The organism is Acidovorax sp. SRB_24, assembly GCF_012931925.1.
On record NZ_MWOM01000001.1, the window covers coordinates 53,621 to 72,341 of the forward strand.

At 67.5% G+C, this 18,721-nt stretch carries 16 protein-coding genes and 1 tRNA gene; 4 read left to right on the plus strand and 13 right to left on the minus strand.

All coding sequences use genetic code 11. The features are described 5' to 3' along the window. Positions 1-5: 5 nt before the first annotated feature. The 12 genes from fabZ to rpsB all read right to left on the minus strand — a co-directional run bounded on the left by fabZ (position 6) and on the right by rpsB (position 11,693). Positions 6-446, minus strand: coding sequence for a 3-hydroxyacyl-ACP dehydratase FabZ (gene fabZ, locus B2J89_RS00225; RefSeq protein ID WP_169167219.1), 441 nt, complete (start codon positions 444-446; stop codon positions 6-8). Positions 447-462: 16 nt separating this feature from the next. After that, on the minus strand, positions 463-1,440 hold the full coding sequence (gene lpxD, locus B2J89_RS00230) for a UDP-3-O-(3-hydroxymyristoyl)glucosamine N-acyltransferase (protein WP_169167220.1): 978 nt from the start codon (positions 1,438-1,440) through the stop codon (positions 463-465). 27 nt (positions 1,441-1,467) lie between these two features. Beyond that, positions 1,468-1,986 (minus strand): OmpH family outer membrane protein, encoded by a 519-nt coding sequence (locus tag B2J89_RS00235; RefSeq protein ID WP_169167221.1) that lies wholly within the window; start codon positions 1,984-1,986, stop codon positions 1,468-1,470. Beyond that, positions 1,986-4,283: an outer membrane protein assembly factor BamA gene (gene bamA, locus B2J89_RS00240; RefSeq protein ID WP_169167222.1), complete on the minus strand. Its 2,298-nt coding sequence runs from the start codon at positions 4,281-4,283 to the stop codon at positions 1,986-1,988. Before bamA ends, B2J89_RS00235 begins: the two co-directional genes overlap by 1 nt. 45 nt (positions 4,284-4,328) lie before the next feature. Beyond that, positions 4,329-5,690 carry an RIP metalloprotease RseP gene (gene rseP / locus B2J89_RS00245; protein WP_169167223.1) on the minus strand — a complete coding sequence of 454 codons (1,362 nt, stop codon included), beginning with the start codon at positions 5,688-5,690 and terminating at the stop codon, positions 4,329-4,331. A gap of 29 nt (positions 5,691-5,719) precedes the next feature. Then, the gene (gene dxr / locus B2J89_RS00250) at positions 5,720-6,910 is read right to left on the minus strand and encodes a 1-deoxy-D-xylulose-5-phosphate reductoisomerase (RefSeq protein WP_169167224.1); all 1,191 of its coding nucleotides are present in this window, start codon (positions 6,908-6,910) and stop codon (positions 5,720-5,722) included. Beyond that, positions 6,907-7,761, minus strand: coding sequence for a phosphatidate cytidylyltransferase (locus B2J89_RS00255; protein ID WP_169167225.1), 855 nt, complete (start codon positions 7,759-7,761; stop codon positions 6,907-6,909). Before B2J89_RS00255 ends, dxr begins: the two co-directional genes overlap by 4 nt. A gap of 8 nt (positions 7,762-7,769) precedes the next feature. After that, complete coding sequence (gene uppS, locus B2J89_RS00260) at positions 7,770-8,513, minus strand: polyprenyl diphosphate synthase (protein ID WP_256368385.1); 744 nt, start codon at positions 8,511-8,513, stop codon at positions 7,770-7,772. Between the two features lie 11 nt (positions 8,514-8,524). Next, positions 8,525-9,082 carry a ribosome recycling factor gene (gene frr / locus B2J89_RS00265; RefSeq protein ID WP_169167226.1) on the minus strand — a complete coding sequence of 186 codons (558 nt, stop codon included), beginning with the start codon at positions 9,080-9,082 and terminating at the stop codon, positions 8,525-8,527. Positions 9,083-9,144: 62 nt separating this feature from the next. Then, entirely contained in the window at positions 9,145-9,867 is a 723-nt protein-coding gene (gene pyrH / locus B2J89_RS00270; protein WP_169167227.1) for a UMP kinase, read from the minus strand. A 53-nt stretch (positions 9,868-9,920) separates the two neighbouring features. Next, positions 9,921-10,844, minus strand: coding sequence for a translation elongation factor Ts (tsf, locus tag B2J89_RS00275; RefSeq protein ID WP_169167228.1), 924 nt, complete (start codon positions 10,842-10,844; stop codon positions 9,921-9,923). Between the two features lie 96 nt (positions 10,845-10,940). Beyond that, the gene (rpsB, locus tag B2J89_RS00280; protein WP_169167229.1) at positions 10,941-11,693 is read right to left on the minus strand and encodes a 30S ribosomal protein S2; all 753 of its coding nucleotides are present in this window, start codon (positions 11,691-11,693) and stop codon (positions 10,941-10,943) included. A 174-nt stretch (positions 11,694-11,867) separates the two neighbouring features. Here rpsB and B2J89_RS00285 point away from each other — a divergent pair, with 174 nt between their 5' ends. From B2J89_RS00285 to B2J89_RS00295, 3 genes are read left to right on the plus strand one after another with little or no spacing between them, the layout of a single operon-like run. Then, positions 11,868-13,238: an amidase gene (locus tag B2J89_RS00285; protein ID WP_169167230.1), complete on the plus strand. Its 1,371-nt coding sequence runs from the start codon at positions 11,868-11,870 to the stop codon at positions 13,236-13,238. Between the two features lie 49 nt (positions 13,239-13,287). Beyond that, entirely contained in the window at positions 13,288-14,538 is a 1,251-nt protein-coding gene (locus B2J89_RS00290) for an FAD-dependent oxidoreductase (RefSeq protein ID WP_169167231.1), read from the plus strand. A 59-nt stretch (positions 14,539-14,597) separates the two neighbouring features. Then, positions 14,598-16,124, plus strand: a complete 1,527-nt coding sequence (locus B2J89_RS00295; protein WP_169167232.1) for an NAD(P)H-hydrate dehydratase — start codon at positions 14,598-14,600, stop codon at positions 16,122-16,124. Positions 16,125-16,252: 128 nt separating this feature from the next. Here B2J89_RS00295 and rnr read toward each other — a convergent pair whose 3' ends face one another. Continuing rightward, positions 16,253-18,589: a ribonuclease R gene (gene rnr / locus B2J89_RS00300; protein ID WP_240964663.1), complete on the minus strand. Its 2,337-nt coding sequence runs from the start codon at positions 18,587-18,589 to the stop codon at positions 16,253-16,255. Between the two features lie 34 nt (positions 18,590-18,623). Here rnr and B2J89_RS00305 point away from each other — a divergent pair. Next, positions 18,624-18,708 (plus strand) — tRNA-Leu (locus tag B2J89_RS00305). The last annotated feature ends 13 nt before the right edge of the window (positions 18,709-18,721 follow it).

Consider the following 18,721-nt stretch of genomic DNA (forward strand, 5'->3'; position numbering starts at 1 on the left):
AAGCATCAGGCCACGGAGCGCATGGTGCACATGAGTTCGGCTTCGCAAGCCACTTCGTCACCCACGCTGGCCACACCCTTGAACTTCCAGATGCCACCGCGCACGCGGTCGATGGTGATGGACAGGATCAGCTGGTCGCCCGGCTCTACCGGGCGCTTGAAACGCGCGCCGTCGATACCGACGAAATAGTAGATGTTGTTTTCATCTGGCACCTTGCCCATGGCATCAAAAGCCAACAGGCCCGCCGCCTGTGCCAACGCTTCGAGGATCAATACACCAGGCATCACAGGGCGACCGGGGAAATGCCCCATGAAATACGGCTCATTGAACGTGACGTTCTTGATGGCCTTGATGCGGGTGTTGCTCTCAAGCTCGATCACCTTGTCCACCAACAGAAACGGGTAACGGTGGGGCAGTTGCTTGAGAATTGCGTGGATATCCATCATCGAGTTGTTCTTCCGTTCATGCTGCCTTGAGGGTCTGCTCCAGCGCCTTGATGCGCTCGCGCAAGCTGTGCAGTTGTTTGAGTGTCGCAGCGTTCTTTTCCCAGCGCGCATTGTCGTCGATGGGGAACATGCCGGTGTACTGCCCAGGCCGGGTGAGCGAGCGAGTGACCACTGTGGCCGCAGAGATGTGCACGTTGTCCGCCAGCGTCAGATGCCCGAGCACGATGGCGCCGCCGCCGACCGTGCAATGCGCGCCGATGGTGGCGCTTCCGGCCACACCCACGCAGCCGGCCATGGCCGTGTGGCGGCCCACGCGCACGTTGTGGCCAATCTGCACGAGGTTGTCGAGCTTGACACCATCCTCGATCACGGTGTCCAGCAGTGCGCCGCGGTCGATGCAGGTGTTCGCGCCGATCTCGACATCGTCGCCAATGCGCACGGCGCCCAGCTGCTCGATCTTCACCCAGGCGCCGCCTTCGCTGGCAAAGCCAAAGCCATCAGCACCAATGACCACGCCCGCATGCACGATGCAGCGCGCGCCGATGTGGCAGTCCTCGCCCACGGTGACGCGCGACTTGAGCACGGTGCCCGCGCCCACGTGGGCGCCACGCTCCACGACGCACAAAGGGCCTATCGATGCGCTGGGATGCACGAGGGCCGCGCTATCGACCACCGCGCTGGCATGCACTCCCGCCACCGGGGGCGGCGCGTGGTGTTTCTTCCAGAGCTGCGTGGCACGGGCGAAATACACATAGGGATCGTCCGCAACAATGCACGCGCCCCGCGCCAGCGCGGCATCTCGCAGCGCGGGCGCCACAATGACACAGGCCGCCTTGGAGGCGGCCAGTTGCTGCTGGTAGCGCGGGTTGCTCAGGAAGCTCAGGTCCCGGAGCCCCGCCACATCGAGCGGCGCAAGCCGATCGATGGGTAGGTCGGGGTCGGCTTCGAGGGTTCCGCCCAGTGCCTCGACGAACTGCGCAAGACGCAGGCTCACTGGGCCCCCACCGCACGCAGCCCGTGCTTACTTGCCGGACGCCGCATTGAGTGCCTTGAGCACCTTCTCGGTGATGTCGTGCTTGGGGTTGATGTACACGGCCTCTTGCAGGATCACGTCGTACTTTTCAGCTTCGGCCACCTGCTTGACCACCTTGTTGGCGCGCTCCAGCACCTGGCTGAGCTCTTCGTTCTTGCGCGCGTTCAGGTCTTCCTGGAACTCGCGGCGCTTGCGCTGGAAGTCGCGGTCCTGGTCCACCAGCTGGCGCTGGCGCGCGGTGCGCTGGCTCTCGGCCATGGTCGGGGCATCACGCTCGAACTTCTCGGTCGCAGCCTTCAGCGTGTTGCCTTGGTCGATCAGTTCCTTTTCGCGGCGGGAGAATTCCTGCTCCAGCTTGGCCTGCGCGGCCTTGGCGCTGTTGGCTTCCCGGAAGATACGGTCGGTGTTGACAAAGCCAGCCTTGAACTCCTGCGCATGTGCCGGCGCAGCGGCCACCAGGGAACCCAAAAGCAGGGCCAGGGAAAAATGGCGAGAAAGAGATTTCATTAGAAGGACGTTCCAATCTGGAATTGCAGTTTCTGGATTCTATCGCCGGCGAACTTGCGCACCGGCTGGGCAAAGGCAATGCGCAACGGGCCCAGCGGGGATATCCAGCTCAAGCCGATTCCCGCGGACGCACGCATTTCACTGAAATTTACTTTCTCATGGTCGCCGTACACGTTGCCCACGTCGACGAAGGTGAACACGCGCAGCGTGCGATCATTGCCCGCGCCGGGGAAAGGCGCAATCAGTTCCGCATTGAGCGTGACTTTTTTCGGCCCGCCCAGCGACGAGCCTGTCACGTCGCGCGGCCCCAGGGTGCCCTGGTCAAAACCCCGCACCGAACCCAGGCCGCCCGAATAGAAGTTCTTGAACACCGGGAAAGGACGGCCATTCATGCCCTTGCCCAGACCCAGCTCACCATTGAAGGCCAGGGTGAACTTCTTGTTCAGGGGGACATATTGCTGGTACTGGTAGTTGGCGCGCACATAGCGAGCGTCGCCAGCCACCGACCATTCGGAATTGAGGCGCTGGTAGCGGCCTGAATTGGGTGCCAGAGCACTGTCGCGGTCGTCGCGCGTCCAGCCAATGGTGAGCGGCACAGACGCGCTGGTGAAGCCAAAGCGGTCTGCATAGTCCAGGTAAGCGGCTGGGATGTTGGTACCTGGCTTGATTTGGGTCTGCTCCAGGCCACCACCGAAGAACACGGTATCGGTTTCGCTGAATGGGACGCCGAAACGCATGCTGGCGCCCGTGGTGACCAATTCGTAATTTCCGCCTTGGTCCTGGTACGGCTTGTCGGTGCGGTAATACAGGTCCAGCGTGCGCGAGACGCCATCCGGCGTGAAATACGGGTTGGTGGTGCTGAGCACCAGGGTGCGCCGGTACTTGCTGGTGTTGACTTCCACACCCAGGAAGTTGCCGGAGCCGAAGGCGTTTTCCTGCTTGATCGCAAAAGACAGGGCAATCTTTTCGGCGCTGGAGAAACCTGCGCCCAGTTGCAGGGAACCCGTGGGCTTTTCGGCCACGGTGATCAGCAAGTCCACTTGGTCGGGGGCGCCGGGCACTTCCTGCGTCTCCACATTGACCTCGGTGAAATAGCCCAGGCGGTCCACGCGGTCGCGCGAGAGCTTGATCTTGTCGCCGTCGTACCACGACGCCTCGAACTGGCGGAATTCGCGCCGCACCACTTCGTCGCGCGTGCGGTTGTTGCCAGCCACATTGATGCGCCTGACGTAAGCACGGCGCGCTGGCTCGGCCTGCAGCACGAAGGCGACGCGGTTGTTGGCGCGGTCGACCTCGGGCACGGCTTCGACCCGCGCGAACGCAAAGCCGAAATTGGCGAAATAGTCGGTGAAAGCTTTGGTGGTGGCCGCCACTTCGTCGGCGTTGTACGGCTCGCCCGGCCGGATGGTGACCAGCGACTTGAACTCGTCTTCGCGGTCGAGGTAGTTGCCTTCGAGCTTGACGCCCGAGACCACATAGCGCTGGCCTTCGGTGACATTCACGGTGACCGAGATATCCTGCTTGTCGGGCGAAATGGCCACCTGGGTGGAATCGATGCGGAACTCCAGATAGCCGCGCTGCAGGTAGTAGGAGCGCAGGGTTTCCAGGTCGGCATTGAGTTTGGTGCGTGCGTAGCGGTCGGACTTGGTGTACCAGCTCAGCCAGCCGCCGGTGTCCTGCTCGAACAGGCCCTTGAGCGTGGATTCGCTGAACGCCTGGTTGCCGACGATGCGGATGTCCTTGATGCGCGCCGGCTCGCCCTCGACCACGGTGAAGGTGAGGTTGACGCGGTTGCGCTCGATCGGTGTCACGGTCGTCACCACGTCGACTGCATAAAAACTCTTGTTCAGGTACTGGCGCTTGAGTTCCTGCTCGGCCCGGTCGGCCAGCGCCTTGTCGAACGGGCGCCCCTCGGCCAGACCGACGTCGCGCATGCTCTTCTTGAGCGCTTCTTTGTCGAATTCGCGCGCACCGGCAAAGTCCACATCGGCGATGGTGGGGCGCTCTTCGACCACCACCACGAGCACGTTGCCACTGGCTTCCAGCCGCACGTCCTTGAACAGCCCCAGCGCAAACAGCGCACGGATCGCTGCAGCGCCTTTTTCGTCGCTGTATTCATCGCCCACGCGCACCGGCATGGAGGCAAAGACGGTTCCCGGCTCGACGCGCTGCAGGCCCTCGACCCGGATGTCCTGGACCTTGAACGGCTCCAGGGCCCATGCCGCCTGGGCGGCAAAAATCATGGCGGCAACGGCTGACGCGGTGCGCACGCCAAAGCGATGGATGTGTTTTTTCATGAATGAAGCCGGTGCCGCCAAGGCCACACACTGGCGGACAGAAGATTAGCCAAAGAGCCGGGTGATATCGTTGAACAAGGCGATGGACATCATGAGCAGCAGCACCGCAATGCCGCCGCGCTGCAAGCGCTCCATCCAGGCGTCGGACACGGCCTTGCCGGTCACGCCTTCCCAAAGATAATACATCAGGTGCCCTCCGTCGAGGACGGGCAAGGGCAGCAGGTTCAGCACCCCCAGGCTGACGCTGATGAGCGCCAGAAACACCAGGTACTGCGTCAGCCCCATGCTGGCCGAGCGACCTGCGTAGTCGGCAATCGTCAGCGGTCCGCTCAGGTTCTTGAGCGATGCCTCGCCTACCACCATGCGGCCCATCATGCGCACGGTGAGCAAGGACACCTCCCAGGTGCGCGTGACCCCGCCCCACAGGCCCTCAAGCGGCCCATACTGCACCGTGGTGAATTGCGGCGCCGCGCCGACATAGGCGCCGATGCGGCCTATGGCGCCGGTGGCCTCCTGCAGCACATCGGGAGTGACCTCCAGGTCCAGCGCCTGCCCGCCGCGCTCCACGCGCCATGCCTGGGACAGGGGCTGCGCGCCGCGCACCGAAGCGCGTATCAGCTCGCGCAATTGCTGCCCATCCACCACGCTGGTGGCGCCGATGCGCAGCACGAGGTCTCCGGCGCGCAGGCCGGCACGCTGTGCCGCCCCCCCCTGCACCACCTCGCCGATGACCGGGCGCGTCCAAGGCCCCAGGATGCCGACCTTGCGCAGGAGTTGCGCGTCGGCCTGGCTCGCGTCGACCTGGTCCAACGGCAGCACCACCGAACGCAGCGCGGCGCCCGGCCGGGGCTCCAGCTCCAGCCGCACGGGCACGCCGTCGAGCGTGGCACGGGTGAGCAGCCAGCGCAGGTCCTCGAACGAGCGCACGGGGCGCGCATCGTCTGCGCCCAGAGCGGCGCTGCGCACCAGTTCGCCGCCGTGCAGTCCCGCCGATTGCGCGACCGAGCCTTCGACGGGGCTGGCCAGGTAGGCCATGGGCTCCTCGACTCCGCTCCAGTTGACGGCGGCATAGAGCACGATGGCCAGCAGCAGGTTGGCTGCCGGCCCGGCCGCGACGATGGCGGCGCGCGCGCGCAGCGGCTGGGCATTGAAAGCCAAGTGCCGCTCCTCGGGCGGCACCGGGGCCTCGCGTTCGTCGAGCATGCGCACATACCCGCCGAGCGGGAACGCACCGAGCACGAATTCGGTGGGCGAGTTCGGGGGCTGCCAGCGCAGCACCGACGGGCCGAAACCCACCGAAAAACGCAGCACCTTGACACCACAGGCCACGGCCACGCGGTAGTGGCCGTATTCGTGCACCGCGATCAACACCCCCAGTGCAACGATGAAAGCAACAGCGGTCAGCATGGTGGGCGCTCCAGGGTCAGGACCGGGATTCAGGTTGCCATGCGGCCCGCGCTGCGCAGCGCCGCAGCGCGCGCGCGCGCATCGAGGGCCAGCAAGGCTTCCAGGGAATCCGGATTGGACGGCTGCACAGCCTCCAAAGTTGCAAGGTTGACGGCGTGGATCTGGTCAAAGCGGATGCGTTGCTCCAGGAACTCGGCCACGGCCACCTCGTTGGCGGCATTGAGCACCGCCGTCGTGCCCGCCGGTGCGGCGAGCACCTCCCACGCCAGGCGCAGGCCCGGGAAGCGCTCGGGGTGGCCATGGTCGTCGATGGCCTCGAACGTCATGGCGCTGAGCGCATGAAAGTCCAGCGCCGCAGCCCCAGAGGCCACGCGCTCGGGCCAGGCCAGGCCGTACGCGATCGGCACGCGCATGTCGGGCGTGCCCAGTTGCGCGACGACCGACATGTCGCGGTACTGCACCATCGAATGGATGGTGCTTTGCGGGTGGATCACCACATCAAACTGCGCGGGCGCCAGGCCGAACAGGTAGCGCGCCTCGATCACCTCCAGCGCCTTGTTCATCATGGTGGCCGAGTCGATCGATATCTTGCGCCCCATGACCCAGTTGGGGTGGGCGCAGGCTTCGCTGGGCGTGACGTCGCGCAGGCTGCCCGGCGCGCGCTGGCGAAACGGTCCGCCGGACGCCGTCAGGATGATCTTGTCCACGCGCTGCGCCCACATGGCGGGGTCTTCGGGCAGCGACTGGAAAATGGCCGAATGTTCGCTGTCGATCGGCAACAGCGTGGCGCCGCCCTCGCGCACGGCACGCAGGAAGACCTCGCCGCCGACGACCAGGGCCTCCTTGTTGGCCAGCAGCAGGCGCTTGCCGGCACGCGCGGCCGCCAGACAGGGCGCCAGGCCGGCCGCGCCGACGATGGCCGCCATCACGGCATCGACTTCTGAATGGGATGCTATCGTTTCAAGAGCATCCTGCGCCTGCAGAACCTGCGTTTCAAGCCCATTTACCTTGATTTTTTCGGCCAGCAAGCGGGCGTGCGGCGCGCTCGCCATCACGGCATAGCGCGGCTGGAACTGCGCGCATTGCGCCAGCATCAGGTCCACCTGGGTGCAAGCACTCAGCGCAAACACCTCAAAGCGCTCGGGGTGGCGCACCACCACGTCAAGCGTGCTGGTGCCAATCGAGCCGGTCGAGCCCAGAACCGTCAGGCGTTGTTTCATGCGTGTACTAGGGAATAGATCATCATTGCCAGCGGCAGCGTGGGCAACAGCGCGTCCACGCGGTCGAGCACGCCGCCGTGCCCCGGCAGCAGCCCGCTGCTGTCCTTGACCCCGGCGCTGCGCTTGATGAGCGACTCGACCAGGTCACCGACCACGCTCATCGCGGCCATGAACAGCACGGCCACCAGCAAGAGCCACCAGCCCTGGCGCACCAGGCGGGTATAGAAGCTGGGCACGGCGGCCTGCAGTGCGGCATCGGCGGCGACCCAGACCAGCGCCAGCAGCAGCACCCCCGCGATGCCGCCCCAGACGCCTTCCCAGCTCTTGCCGGGGCTGATGCTGGGCGCAAGCTTGTTTTTGGTGAAGCGCAGGCCAAAGGCGCGGCCCGCAAAGTACGCCGCGATGTCGGCAGCCCAGACCAGCAGCAGCACCGACAGCAAAAAGTTGACGCCGGCCATGCGCGCCTGCACCACAGCCAGCCAGGCCAGCCACAGCGCCAGCACGCCACCCACCAGCCGAAATGCGGCGGGAATGCGCGGCCAGCCTGGCACGCCCGCATGCAGCAGCCAGGCGCCGCCCAGAACCCACATTGCGCCGCCCACCACCCACAAGGCGGTCAGGGGGCGCTGCAGCCAGCCCAGGCTCCAGCTCAGGGCGCACAGTGCGACACAGGCTGCGCCCACAGCGCACGAAGCGGCCATACCCAGTGCATTCAGGCGCCCCCACTCCCAGGCGCCCGCCGCCATCAGCACCAGAACCACGGCGGCGAACGGCCAGGGCGACGGATAGAACAGTGCGGGCAGCAAAATCGCCAGCAATACCAGGGCAGTGATAACGCGCTGTTTCAGCATGGGGCCCTTCAGGTGCGCACCGCAGGCGGGTGCTCGGACACAACTTGGTCGGATGTTTTACCAAAGCGGCGCTCGCGCGCTTGGTAAGCGGCGATGGCGTTATCTAAATCTGCCTCGGCGAACTCCGGCCAGAGGCGGTCGCTGAACACCAGCTCGGAATAGGCGGCCTGCCATAGCAGAAAATTGCTCAGGCGCATCTCGCCGCCCGTGCGGATCAGCAGGTCGGGATCGGGCACATGGGCCAGGGCCATCGCCCCGTTGAGGCTGGCCTCGGTGATCGGTTCGCCGCGCGCCGCCAGCGTGGCCGCAGCCTGCGCGATATCCCAGCGCCCGCCATAGTTGAAGCACACGTTGAGCACCAGGCGGGTGTTGTGGGCGGTGCCGGACTCGGCCTGCTCAAGGCCCCGGCGCACCTTGTCGGACAGACCGGCGCGCTCGCCGACGAAGTGCAGGCGCACGCCATCGCGCCCCAGTTGCGGCACCTCGCGCGCCAGCGCCAGTGCCAGCAACTCCATGAGGCCGGAGACCTCGTCCGCGGGCCGGCTCCAGTTTTCAGAGGAAAACGCAAACACCGTGAGAACGCCGACGCCGCGGCGCGCACAGGCCTGGGCGCAGCGCCGCAGCGCATCGACGCCCTGCTGGTGCCCCGCCAAGCGCGGCAGGAAGCGGCGCTTGGCCCAGCGGCCGTTGCCATCCATGACGATGGCAATGTGGTGGGGCAGCCCCGGCGCGGGGGCAAGAGATGCGGGCAAGGCCGTCGGCCTCAGACGGCCATGATGTCGTGCTCTTTGGCAGCCACCAAGGCATCGATGGCGGCGATGTGCCGGTCGGTGACCTTCTGGATGTCCGCCTCGGCGCGTTTCTGGTCGTCTTCGGATGCGAGCTTGTCCTTGACCAGCTTCTTCACCGCCTCGTTGGCGTCGCGGCGCAGGTTGCGCACGGCAATCTTGGCCGATTCACCTTCGTTGCGCGCCAGTTTGGTCATTTCCTTGCGCCGCTCCTCGCTCATCGGCGGCATGGGCACGCGGATCAGGTCGCCCATCGAGGCCGGGTTCAGCCCCAGATCGCTTTCGCGGATGGCCTTTTCAATCTTGGCGCCCATGCCCTTCTCCCAGGGCTGGACGCTCAGCGTGCGGGCGTCGAGCAGCTGCACGTTGGCGACCTGGCTCAGCGGCACCATGGAGCCGTAGTAATCGACGTGGACCGAATCGAGCAGCGCCGGGCTGGGACGGCCGGTGCGGATCTTCAGCAGGTTGTTCTTGAACGCCGTGATGGACTGTTCCATCTTGGCTTCCATGTTGTTCTTGATATCGACAGTCATGTTTTCTCCTCAAGTCCGGGGCCTGCGTGCACGCCGCACACCGCGTGGCGCGCGCGCAGCCGTCAAGCGTAAACCAGCGTGCCTTCGTCTTCACCCATCACCACGCGCTTGAGCGCACCGGGCTTGACGATCGAGAACACCTTCACAGGCAGCTTCTGGTCGCGGCACAGGGCGAAGGCCGTGGCATCCATGATGCCCAGGTTGCGGGCCATGGCCTCGTCGAAACTGAGTTTCGTGTAGCGCGTGGCCGTGGGATCCTTGTGCGGATCGGCGGTATAAACTCCGTCCACCTTGGTGGCCTTGAGCACCAGCTCGGCACCGATTTCGGCGCCACGCAGCGCGGCCGCCGTGTCGGTGGTGAAAAAGGGGTTGCCGGTGCCGGCAGCGAACACCACCACCTTGCCTTCTTCGAGGTACTGCAGTGCCTTGGGACGCACATAGGGCTCGACCACCTGCTCGATGGAGATGGCCGACATCACGCGCGCGGTGACGCCTTGCTTGACCATGGCATCGGCCAGGGCCAGCGCGTTCATCACCGTGGCCAGCATGCCCATGTAGTCGGCGGTGGCGCGGTCCATGCCGACCGCCCCGCCCGCGACGCCGCGAAAGATATTGCCGCCACCGATCACCACGGCGACCTCGACCCCCATGCGGGTGACCTCGGCCACCTCTTCCACCATCCGGACAATGGTGGCGCGGTTGATGCCGAACGCATCGTCCCCCATCAGCGCCTCACCAGACAGCTTGAGCAAAATACGCTTGTAGGCTGGCGTAGCGATGGACATGGGGGATTCTCCGTGGGTCAGATGCGGTAAGGGATGGCGGCTGGGGTCTGCGATCAGGCGGAAGCCTTGGCGGCGGCGACCTGGGCGGCCACTTCGGCGGCGAAGTCGTCGACCTTCTTCTCGATGCCTTCACCGACGACGTAAAGGGTAAAGCCCTTGACGGTGGTGCCGGCGGCCTTGAGCATCTGCTCGACGGTCTGCTTGTCGTTCTTCACGAAGGGCTGGTTGAACAGCGAGACTTCCTTGAGGAACTTCTGCACGCCGCCCTCGATGCGCTTGGCCACGATTTCATCGGACTGCACGGGCTTGCCTGCGGATTCGGCAGCCTTCTTGTCTTCGTCGGCCTTGGCGGCTGCCACCGAGCGCTCTTTTTCGATCAGCTCGGCCGGCACGTCGGCGCTGGTCAGGGCCACGGGCTTCATCGCGGCGATGTGCATGGCCACGTCCTTGGCGGCCACTTCGTCGCCTTCGTACTCGACCACCACGCCGATGCGCGTGCCGTGCAGGTAAGACGCCAGCTTGCTGCCGCCCGAGAATTGCTTGAAGCGGCGGAACGACATGTTCTCGCCGATCTTGCCGATCAGGCCCTTGCGCACGTCTTCGAGCGTGGGACCGAAGCTGTCTTGCTCATAGGGCAGCGCGCCCAGGGCGGCCACGTCGGCGGGGTTGTGCTGGGCGATCAGGTCGGCAGCGGCCTGCACCAGGGCGATGAAGCTGTCGTTCTTCGTGACGAAATCGGTCTCGCAGTTCACTTCGACCAGTGCACCCGTGGTGCCGTTGATCGTACTGGCTACCACCCCTTCGGCGGTGACGCGCGAAGCGGCCTTGCCGGCCTTGCTGCCGAGCTTGACGCGCAGCAGCTCTTCGGCCTTGTCCATGTTGCCCTCGGCCTCGGTCAGGGCCTTCTTGCACTCCATCATGGGGGCGTCGGTCTTGGCGCGCAGTTCGGCGACCATGCTTGCGGTAATTGCAGCCATCTGTGTTTCTCCGTATTCAATTCAATCGGTTCAAGATAAAAAAAGGGGGCCAAATGAGCCCCTCTTTTTCTCGCGATGCTTCGCGCGGCCCGGGGCTTAGGCGGCGGATTCTTCCACTTCCACGAACTCGTCCGAGCCTTCGCTGACCACGGCCTTGGCGACGTCGTTGAGCGCATCGTTGCGGCCTGCGAGGATGGCATCGGCAATGGCGCGGGCATAGAGGTCCACGGCCTTGGCCGAGTCATCGTTGCCGGGGATCACGTAGTCGATGCCTTCGGGGGAGTGGTTGGTGTCGACCACGCCGATCAGCGGGATGCCCAGCTTCTTGGCTTCGGCGACGGCGATCTTGTGGAAGCCCACGTCGATCACGAAGATGGCGTCGGGCAGCGCGGCCATGTCCTGGATGCCGCCGATGTCCTTCTCCAGCTTCTCGATTTCGCGGGTGAACATGAGCTGCTCTTTCTTGCTCAGCGACTCGAGGCCCGCTTCTTGCTGGGCCTTCATGTCCTTGAGGCGCTTGATCGAAGTCTTCACGGTCTTGAAGTTGGTCAGCATGCCACCCAGCCAGCGCTGGTTCACGAAAGGCACGCCAGCGCGCGCGGCTTCGGCGGCAATGGTGTCGCGGGCCTGGCGCTTGGTGCCGACCATCAGGATCGTGCCGCGGTTGGCCGACAGCTGCTTGGCGAACTTGGCCGCGTCCTGGAGCATCGGCAGCGACTTTTCCAGGTTGACGATGTGGATCTTGTTGCGGTGGCCGAAGATGTACGGGGCCATCTTGGGGTTCCAGAAACGGGTCTGGTGACCGAAGTGGACACCGGCTTCCAGCATTTCGCGCATGGTAACGGACATGAGAATTCTCCAAAGGTTGGGTCTAAAATCCAGCCCTTCCATTGCGGCCCGCCAGGGGCAGCAACACCTTGATAGGGCTGGTTTGCTATTTGCCTTGCCAAAGCGCAGCCACCCCAAGCGCCACGCGCCACAAGCTTCCACGGTCCAGCAAAACCCAAAGATTCTAGCACAGCCATGCTCCAAGACATTGACACCACGCGGCGCATGCTGCAGGCACGCCAGACCAGCGCCACTGCCGAAATGGAGCGCTGCATCGCCGCAGCCCAGGCACCCGCGTGCGCGCCGGCATGGACGCGCACGCTGTTCGATGCGGCCCGCGCCACCGCGGCCGACCCAAAAGTGCAGCACCTGCCGCTGGCCGGCCTCGCGGTGTCGGTCAAGGATCTGTTCGACCTCCAGGGCCAGCCCACCCCGGCCGGCAGCGTGGTGCTGGCCGACGCCCCCGCCGCACAGGCCGACTGCGCTGCCGTGGCGCGGCTGCGCGCGGCCGGCGCGGCCCTCATCGGGCGCACGCACATGGTCGAGTTCGCCTTTTCGGGCGTCGGCACCAACCCGCACTGCGCTACGCCGGCCGCCTGGGACGCGCGCAGCGGCGCGCTGCCCGGACCGGCCCGCGTGCCGGGCGGCTCCTCGTCGGGTGCGGGCGTGTCGGTGGCCACGGGCGCGGCCTTCATCGGGCTGGGTTCGGACACCGGCGGCTCGATCCGCATTCCGGCCGCGCTCAACGGCATCGTCGGCTTCAAGAACACGGCCCGGCTCGTGCCGACCACGGGCGCCGTGCCGCTGTCTTCGACGCTCGACACCGCCTGCGCCGTGACGCGCTCCGTGCGCGACGCGGTCACCGCGCACGAGATCCTGGCGGCGCGGCGCGTGACGCGCAGCCCGGCGCCGCTGTCGGCATGGCGGCTGGCGGTGCCCCAGAGCGTTTTTCTCGATGGACTGGACCCGACCGTGGCCCACGCCTTCGCGCGCACGCTCGACACCTTGCGCCAGGCCGGCGCGCCCATTGTGGAAATGGCTTTGCCCGAGGTGGGCGAACTGGGTGACATGCAGGCCAACGGCAGCCTCTCCGCCGCCGAAAGCCATGCCTGGCACCGCCAGCTACTGGCGGCGCGCGGCGATCGTTATGACCCGCGCGTGCGCAGCCGCATCGAACGCGGCGCCACCATGCTGGCAGCCGACTACATCGACCTGCTGCGCGCACGCCGCGACTGGATCGCGCGCATGGAGACCGCCATGGCCGGGTTCGACGCCCTGCTCTCGCCCACCGTGCCCATGGTGGCGCCCCCCATCGCCTTGGTCGCTCCCGCCGACGGCCGGGACCCGGACCACGACGCGGAACGCGATGCCGCGTTCTTCAGCGCCAACGCCCTACTGCTGCGCAACACCAGCGTGGTCAACATGCTCGACGGCTGCGCGCTGTCGCTGCCCTGCCACGTGGCCGGGGAACTGCCCGTGGGGTTGATGGTCTGGCATGCTGCACTGCACGATGATGCGGTGCTTAATGTGGGCCTGCAGGCCGAGAAAATACTACAAAAACAATAGCTGCTAGCGCAGGACTGCATTGCGCTAGAGGCCAAAAACACCCTCATTCATGAACATTGCCATTGTGGGCGCCGGCATCGTCGGTGTCACCACTGCGTACGAGCTTGCCCGCGACGGGCACAGCGTGAGCGTCTTTGAAGCGCGCAGCAGCGCCGCCGAAGAGGCCAGCTTTGCCACCGGCGCACTGCTGGCGCCCGGCCCCCTCGTACCCTGGGCGGCCCCGGGCGCGACCCAAGGCCCCTCCGTCTGGGGCGCACGGGCCACGCTGCGCCTGGGGCGTGCGCTGTCCTGCACCGACCTGGACTGGCTGCGCCGCTGGCGCCGCGCGGCGCGCGCCTACGCACACAGCGCCACACCTCAGCCGCCGCTGCAGGCGCTGGAGCGCCTGGCGCGCTACAGCCACGCCCGGCTCCATGCGCTGTCCGATGCGCTGGAGCTGCAGTTCGAACGCAGCACCGGCATGCTGCTGCTGCTGCGCACGCCCGCCGACGCCACGGCGCTGCAGCCCGTCGTGCAGGCGCTGCGCGACGCCGGCACCGTGGCCCACGAAATCGATGCCGATGCCGCCCGCCGCATCGAGCCCGGCCTCTCGAGCGAGACCCCGCTGGCCGGCGCCCTGCACCTGCCCGGCGGCGAGGCCGGCAACTGCCGCCAGTTCGCCCTGCTGCTGCGCCAGGCCGCGCAGCAGCTCGGCGCGCAGTTCCACTTCAACACCCGCATCACCGCACTGGCCCACACGCCGGCCGGCGTGCAGGTGCAGGGCGAAGCCACCGCGCGGCGCTTCGATGCGGTGGTGCTGTGCGCGGGCGTCGCCTCCGCTGCCCTGCTGCGCCCGCTGGGCCTGCGCCTGCCGCTGGTGGCGCTGCACGGCTGCTCGATCAGCGCGCCCCTGCGCGAGGCCCTGCACGCGCCGCACAGCGCGGTCGTCGATGCGCGCCACCAGGCCAGCATCGTGCGCCTGGGCCAGCGCGTGCGCGTCAGCGGCGGCGCCGAACTCGGGCGCCGCGGCACCGATCCGCACGGCGCCACGCTGCGCATGCTCTACCGGGTGCTGAGCGACTGGTTTCCGGGCGGCGCCCAGCTCTCGGGCAGCCTCCAGGTCTGGCGCGGCGCCCGCCCCACCCTGCCCGACGGCCCCCCGGTGGTCGGCGCCAGCGGCCGGCCCGGGCTGTGGCTCAACCTCGGCCACGGCGCCAGCGGCTGGACCCTGGCCTGCGGCAGCGCCCGGGCGCTGGCGGACGCCGTGGCCGGGCGCGCGCCCGACGTCAGCCTCGACGGGCTGGACGCCCAGCGTTTTTGAGCGCGCCGGCCACGGGCCCAAAGGCACAATGCGGTTTTCGTCCCCAACCCGCACCGCCCATGCACCGCATCACGCCCGGCCACGCGCGCCCGCTATTTGGCACGGCCGCCACGCAGCGCATTGAACGCCTGTGCGCCACCCCGCTGCCCGCACACACGCTGATGCAGCGCGCGGGCCTCGCCGTGGCGCACCTGGCACGGGCGCTGGCGCCGCACGCGCGCACGGTCTGGATCGCCTGCGGCCCGGGCAACAACGGGGGCGACGGCCTGGAAGCCGCCATCCACCTGCACCGGCACGGGCTGCAGGTGGTGGTGACATGCTTGGGCACCCCTGAACGGGCCCCCGAAGACGCCCGGCAAGCGTGGCAGCGCGCACGCGCCGCCGGGGTGCCATTCAGCGACGGCGCGCCGGCGCAACTGGGCCCGAACGACCTGTGCATCGACGCCCTGCTCGGACTGGGCCTGGCGCCCGGCGACCGCCGCGCCGCGCCCGACCCGCAGAGCCCGCTGCTGAGCGTGCTGCGGCAACTGCGCCGCAGCGCAGCCCCGCTGCTGGCCGTGGACCTGCCGAGTGGCCTGCAGGCGGACACCGGCCAGTACGCCCCCGGGTTTGCTGCCGACACCCCACCGGATGCCGTGGCGCCGGCCGCGCGCCACACGCTGAGCCTGCTGACGCTCAAACCCGGGCTGTTCACCGGCGCGGGGCGCGATGCCGCAGGCACGGTCTGGTTCGACGACCTGGCCTGCGACCCCGGCGGGGAGCCCGCCAGCGCCTGGCTGGCCGGCCCGCCGCCCGCCGCGGCGCGCCCCCATGCCAGCCACAAAGGCAGCTACGGCGATGTGGCCGTGGTCGGCGGCGAGGGTCTGCAGGCCCGCGGCATGGGCATGTCGGGCGCAGCGCTGCTGGCGGGCCGCGCGGCACTGCACAGCGGCGCGGGCCGTGTGCTGCTGGCCCCGCTCGATGCCGGCAGACTGGAGCTCGATCCGCAGCAGCCCGAGCTGATGCTGCGCCATTTCGGCGTGCTGCCCCTGGAGCACCTCACGGTGGTGTGCGGCTGCGGCGGCGGCGAAGCGGTGCGCGCCGTGCTGGCGCCGGTGCTGGCGCGCGCGCCGCGCCTGGTGCTGGACGCCGACGCGCTCAATGCGGTGGCCGCCGACACGGCGCTGCAGGAAGCGCTGGGCGCGCGCGCGCAGCGTGGCCAGAGCACGGTGCTCACCCCCCATCCCCTGGAAGCCGCACGCCTGCTGGGGCAGGAGACGGCCGAGGTGCAGGCGCACCGGCTGGCGGCGGCGCAGCGGCTGGCCGAGCGCTTCGCCTGCGCCGTGGTGCTCAAGGGCTCGGGCACCGTGGTGGCCGCGCCCGGACGGGCGCCCCACATCAACCCCACCGGCAACGCGCGGCTGGCCACCGCGGGCACGGGCGACGTGCTGGCCGGCATGGTGGGCGCGGGCCTGGCCGGCGGTGCCAGCGCACCGCAGGCCGCCGTGGCCGCCGTGTTCGCGCATGGGCTCGCCGCCGACCAGTGGCCCGCAGAGCAGGCCCTGACCGCCAGCCGGCTGGCGGTCCATGGCATGGGATTTGAATGAAAAAGGCCTCTAACGCTTTCTGGTAAAGCACTGGCAGCTATATTTTATGTAGCACACCCATCGGAAGCCCGTGCCGACGGCGCAGCCCCGGCACGCGGCGGGCGCGGCGCCGCCATCGCCACGCCACCTCAGGAGCGCGTGCCGCGCCCTTTGCCCTTCGCCCCCTTGGCGGGCCTGTCCCCGTCGCCGGCCTGGGCCGCCTTGGTGAGCAACGCCGCCTTCTGGGTGGAAGGCTTGCCGGGCTTGCGGTAGACCTCCGGCTCCTCCAACTCCAGGTGCTCGGGGACGGCAGGCGAGGCCGGCGCTTCCGGCGCCGCTGCATGGTGCCGCTCCCCCTTGCCTGCGCCGCGCCCGCCGAAGCGGTCCTTGGACGACCGCGGGGACACGACCTCGCCGTCGGTCACCAGGCGGAAGTCGATGCGCCGCCCGTCCAGATCGACGCGGCTGACCTGCACCCGCACCCGCGTGCCGATGGCATAGCGCGTGCCGCTGCGCTCACCGCGCAGCTCCTGGCGGGCTTCATCGAACTTGAAGTACTCGCCGCCCAGCTCGGTGATGTGCACCAGGCCTTCAACGTACATCGCGTCCAGCGTCACAAACACACCGAAGCTCGTGGCCGAGCTGACCACGCCGCTGTACTCCTCGCCCAGGTGCTCGCGCATGTACTTGCACTTGAGCCAGGCTTCCACGTCGCGGCTGGCCTCGTCGGCGCGGCGCTCGTTGGCGCTGCAGTGCAGGCCGGCGGCCTCCCAGGCCTGGGTTTCGACCAGCGCGGCGCCGGTTTCCTTCTTGCGCGGCTTCTCGCCGGGCGCCGTGGGCGGCGCCACGCGGGCCGCCAGGCGCTTGGCCAGCTTGGCGTGCGCCTCGCCCGGCGTGGGCAAGGCCGGCAGGCGGTACTTGGTGTTGCCGAGGATGGCCCTGATGACGCGGTGCACCAGCAGATCCGGGTAGCGCCGGATGGGGCTGGTGAAGTGCGTATAGGCCTCGAATGCCAGGCCGAAGTGGCCGCTGTTGGCCGGCGTGTAGATCGCCTGTTGCATGGAGCGAAGCAGCATGGTGTGGATCTGCTGCGCGTCAGGCCGCTCCTTGGTGGCCTCGGCGATGGCCTGGAACTCGGCCGGGCGCGGGTTGTCGCCGATCGTCATGCCCACGGCCATGGCCTTGAGGTAGTTGCGCAGGATGTCCTGCTTTTCCGGCGTGGGGCCTTCGTGCACGCGGTACAGGCCGTGCTGCTTGCCCTGGGCGATGAAATCGGCGCTGCAGACGTTGGCGGCCAGCATGGCCTCTTCGATGAGCTTGTGCGCATCGTTGCGCGTGCGCGGCACGATCTTTTCGATGCGGCCGTTGTCGTCGCAGACGATCTGCGTCTCGGTGGTCTCGAAGTCCACCGCGCCGCGCTCGCGCCGCGCGATCAGCAGGGCGCGGTACACGTCGTGCAGGTTCAGCAGGTCGGGCACGCGCTCCTTGCGCTTGGCGGCCTCGGGGCCGCGCGTGTTGGCCAGAATGGCCGCCACCTCGGTGTAGGTCATGCGCGCATGGCTGAACATCACGGCCGGGTAGAACTGGTAGGCGTGCACCTCGCCTTTGGCGTTGACCAGCATGTCGCAGACCATGCACAGGCGCTCGACATCGGGGTTGAGCGAACACAGCCCGTTGGAGAGCTTCTCGGGCAGCATGGGAATCACGCGGCGCGGGAAGTACACGCTGGTGGCGCGCTCGTAGGCGTCGATGTCGATGGCGCTGCCGGTTTGCACATAGTGGCTCACGTCGGCAATGGCCACCAGCAGGCGCCAGCCCTTGCCGCGCCCGACCTTGGCGGGCTCGCAGTAGACGGCATCGTCGAAGTCGCGCGCATCTTCGCCGTCGATGGTCACCAGCGGCACATCGGTCAGGTCTACGCGCTGGCGCTTGTCCTGCACGCGCACCTTGTCGGGCAAAGCCGAGGCCTCGGCCAGGCAGGCCTCGGAAAATTCGTGCGGCACGCCGTACTTGCGCACCGCGATCTCGATCTCCATGCCGGGGTCGTCGACCTCGCCGAGCACTTCGGTGATGCGCCCCACGGGCTGGCCAAACAGTGCGGGCGGCTCGGTGAGTTCCACCACCACCACCTGGCCCGGCTTGGCCATGGCCAGCGCGCCCGAGGGGATCAGCACATCCTGGCCGTAGCGCTTGTCTTCGGGCGCGACCAGCCAGACGCCGCTTTCCTGCAGCAGGCGGCCGATGATGGGCTGCGGCGGGCGCTCGATGATCTCGACCACACGGCCTTCGGGCCGGCCACGCCGGTCCTGGCGGACGATGCGCACGCGCACACGGTCCTTGTGGAGCACGGCACGCATCTCGTTGGGAGGCAGGAAAATGTCGACTTGGCCGTCGTCGCGGATCAGATAGCCGTGGCCATCGCGGTGCCCCTGCACACTGCCTTCAATTTCGTCCGAAGAATGCGCAGGACTTGTGCTGGAATTCATTTTTTTACTATACAATCTTAGACTTTCCTGAAATGCCCAGGTGGCGGAATTGGTAGACGCACTAGTTTCAGGTACTAGCGAGTAACATCGTGGAGGTTCGAGTCCTCTCCTGGGCACCAAAACACTGAAAAG

Excerpts from the sequence above, each read along its gene's own strand:
- fabZ (WP_169167219.1), bottom strand. The coding sequence starts at position 446 with ATGATGGATATCCACGCAATTCTCAAGCAACTGCCCCACCGTTACCCG.
- B2J89_RS00235 (WP_169167221.1), bottom strand. The coding sequence starts at position 1,986 with ATGAAATCTCTTTCTCGCCATTTTTCCCTGGCCCTGCTTTTGGGTTCC.
- bamA (WP_169167222.1), bottom strand. The coding sequence starts at position 4,283 with ATGAAAAAACACATCCATCGCTTTGGCGTGCGCACCGCGTCAGCCGTT.
- rseP (WP_169167223.1), bottom strand. The coding sequence starts at position 5,690 with ATGCTGACCGCTGTTGCTTTCATCGTTGCACTGGGGGTGTTGATCGCG.
- dxr (WP_169167224.1), bottom strand. The coding sequence starts at position 6,910 with ATGAAACAACGCCTGACGGTTCTGGGCTCGACCGGCTCGATTGGCACC.
- B2J89_RS00255 (WP_169167225.1), bottom strand. The coding sequence starts at position 7,761 with ATGCTGAAACAGCGCGTTATCACTGCCCTGGTATTGCTGGCGATTTTG.
- frr (WP_169167226.1), bottom strand. The coding sequence starts at position 9,082 with ATGACTGTCGATATCAAGAACAACATGGAAGCCAAGATGGAACAGTCC.
- pyrH (WP_169167227.1), bottom strand. The coding sequence starts at position 9,867 with ATGTCCATCGCTACGCCAGCCTACAAGCGTATTTTGCTCAAGCTGTCT.
- tsf (WP_169167228.1), bottom strand. The coding sequence starts at position 10,844 with ATGGCTGCAATTACCGCAAGCATGGTCGCCGAACTGCGCGCCAAGACC.
- rpsB (WP_169167229.1), bottom strand. The coding sequence starts at position 11,693 with ATGTCCGTTACCATGCGCGAAATGCTGGAAGCCGGTGTCCACTTCGGT.
- B2J89_RS00285 (WP_169167230.1), top strand. The coding sequence starts at position 11,868 with ATGCTCCAAGACATTGACACCACGCGGCGCATGCTGCAGGCACGCCAG.
- B2J89_RS00290 (WP_169167231.1), top strand. The coding sequence starts at position 13,288 with ATGAACATTGCCATTGTGGGCGCCGGCATCGTCGGTGTCACCACTGCG.
- B2J89_RS00295 (WP_169167232.1), top strand. The coding sequence starts at position 14,598 with ATGCACCGCATCACGCCCGGCCACGCGCGCCCGCTATTTGGCACGGCC.
- rnr (WP_240964663.1), bottom strand. The coding sequence starts at position 18,589 with ATGAATTCCAGCACAAGTCCTGCGCATTCTTCGGACGAAATTGAAGGC.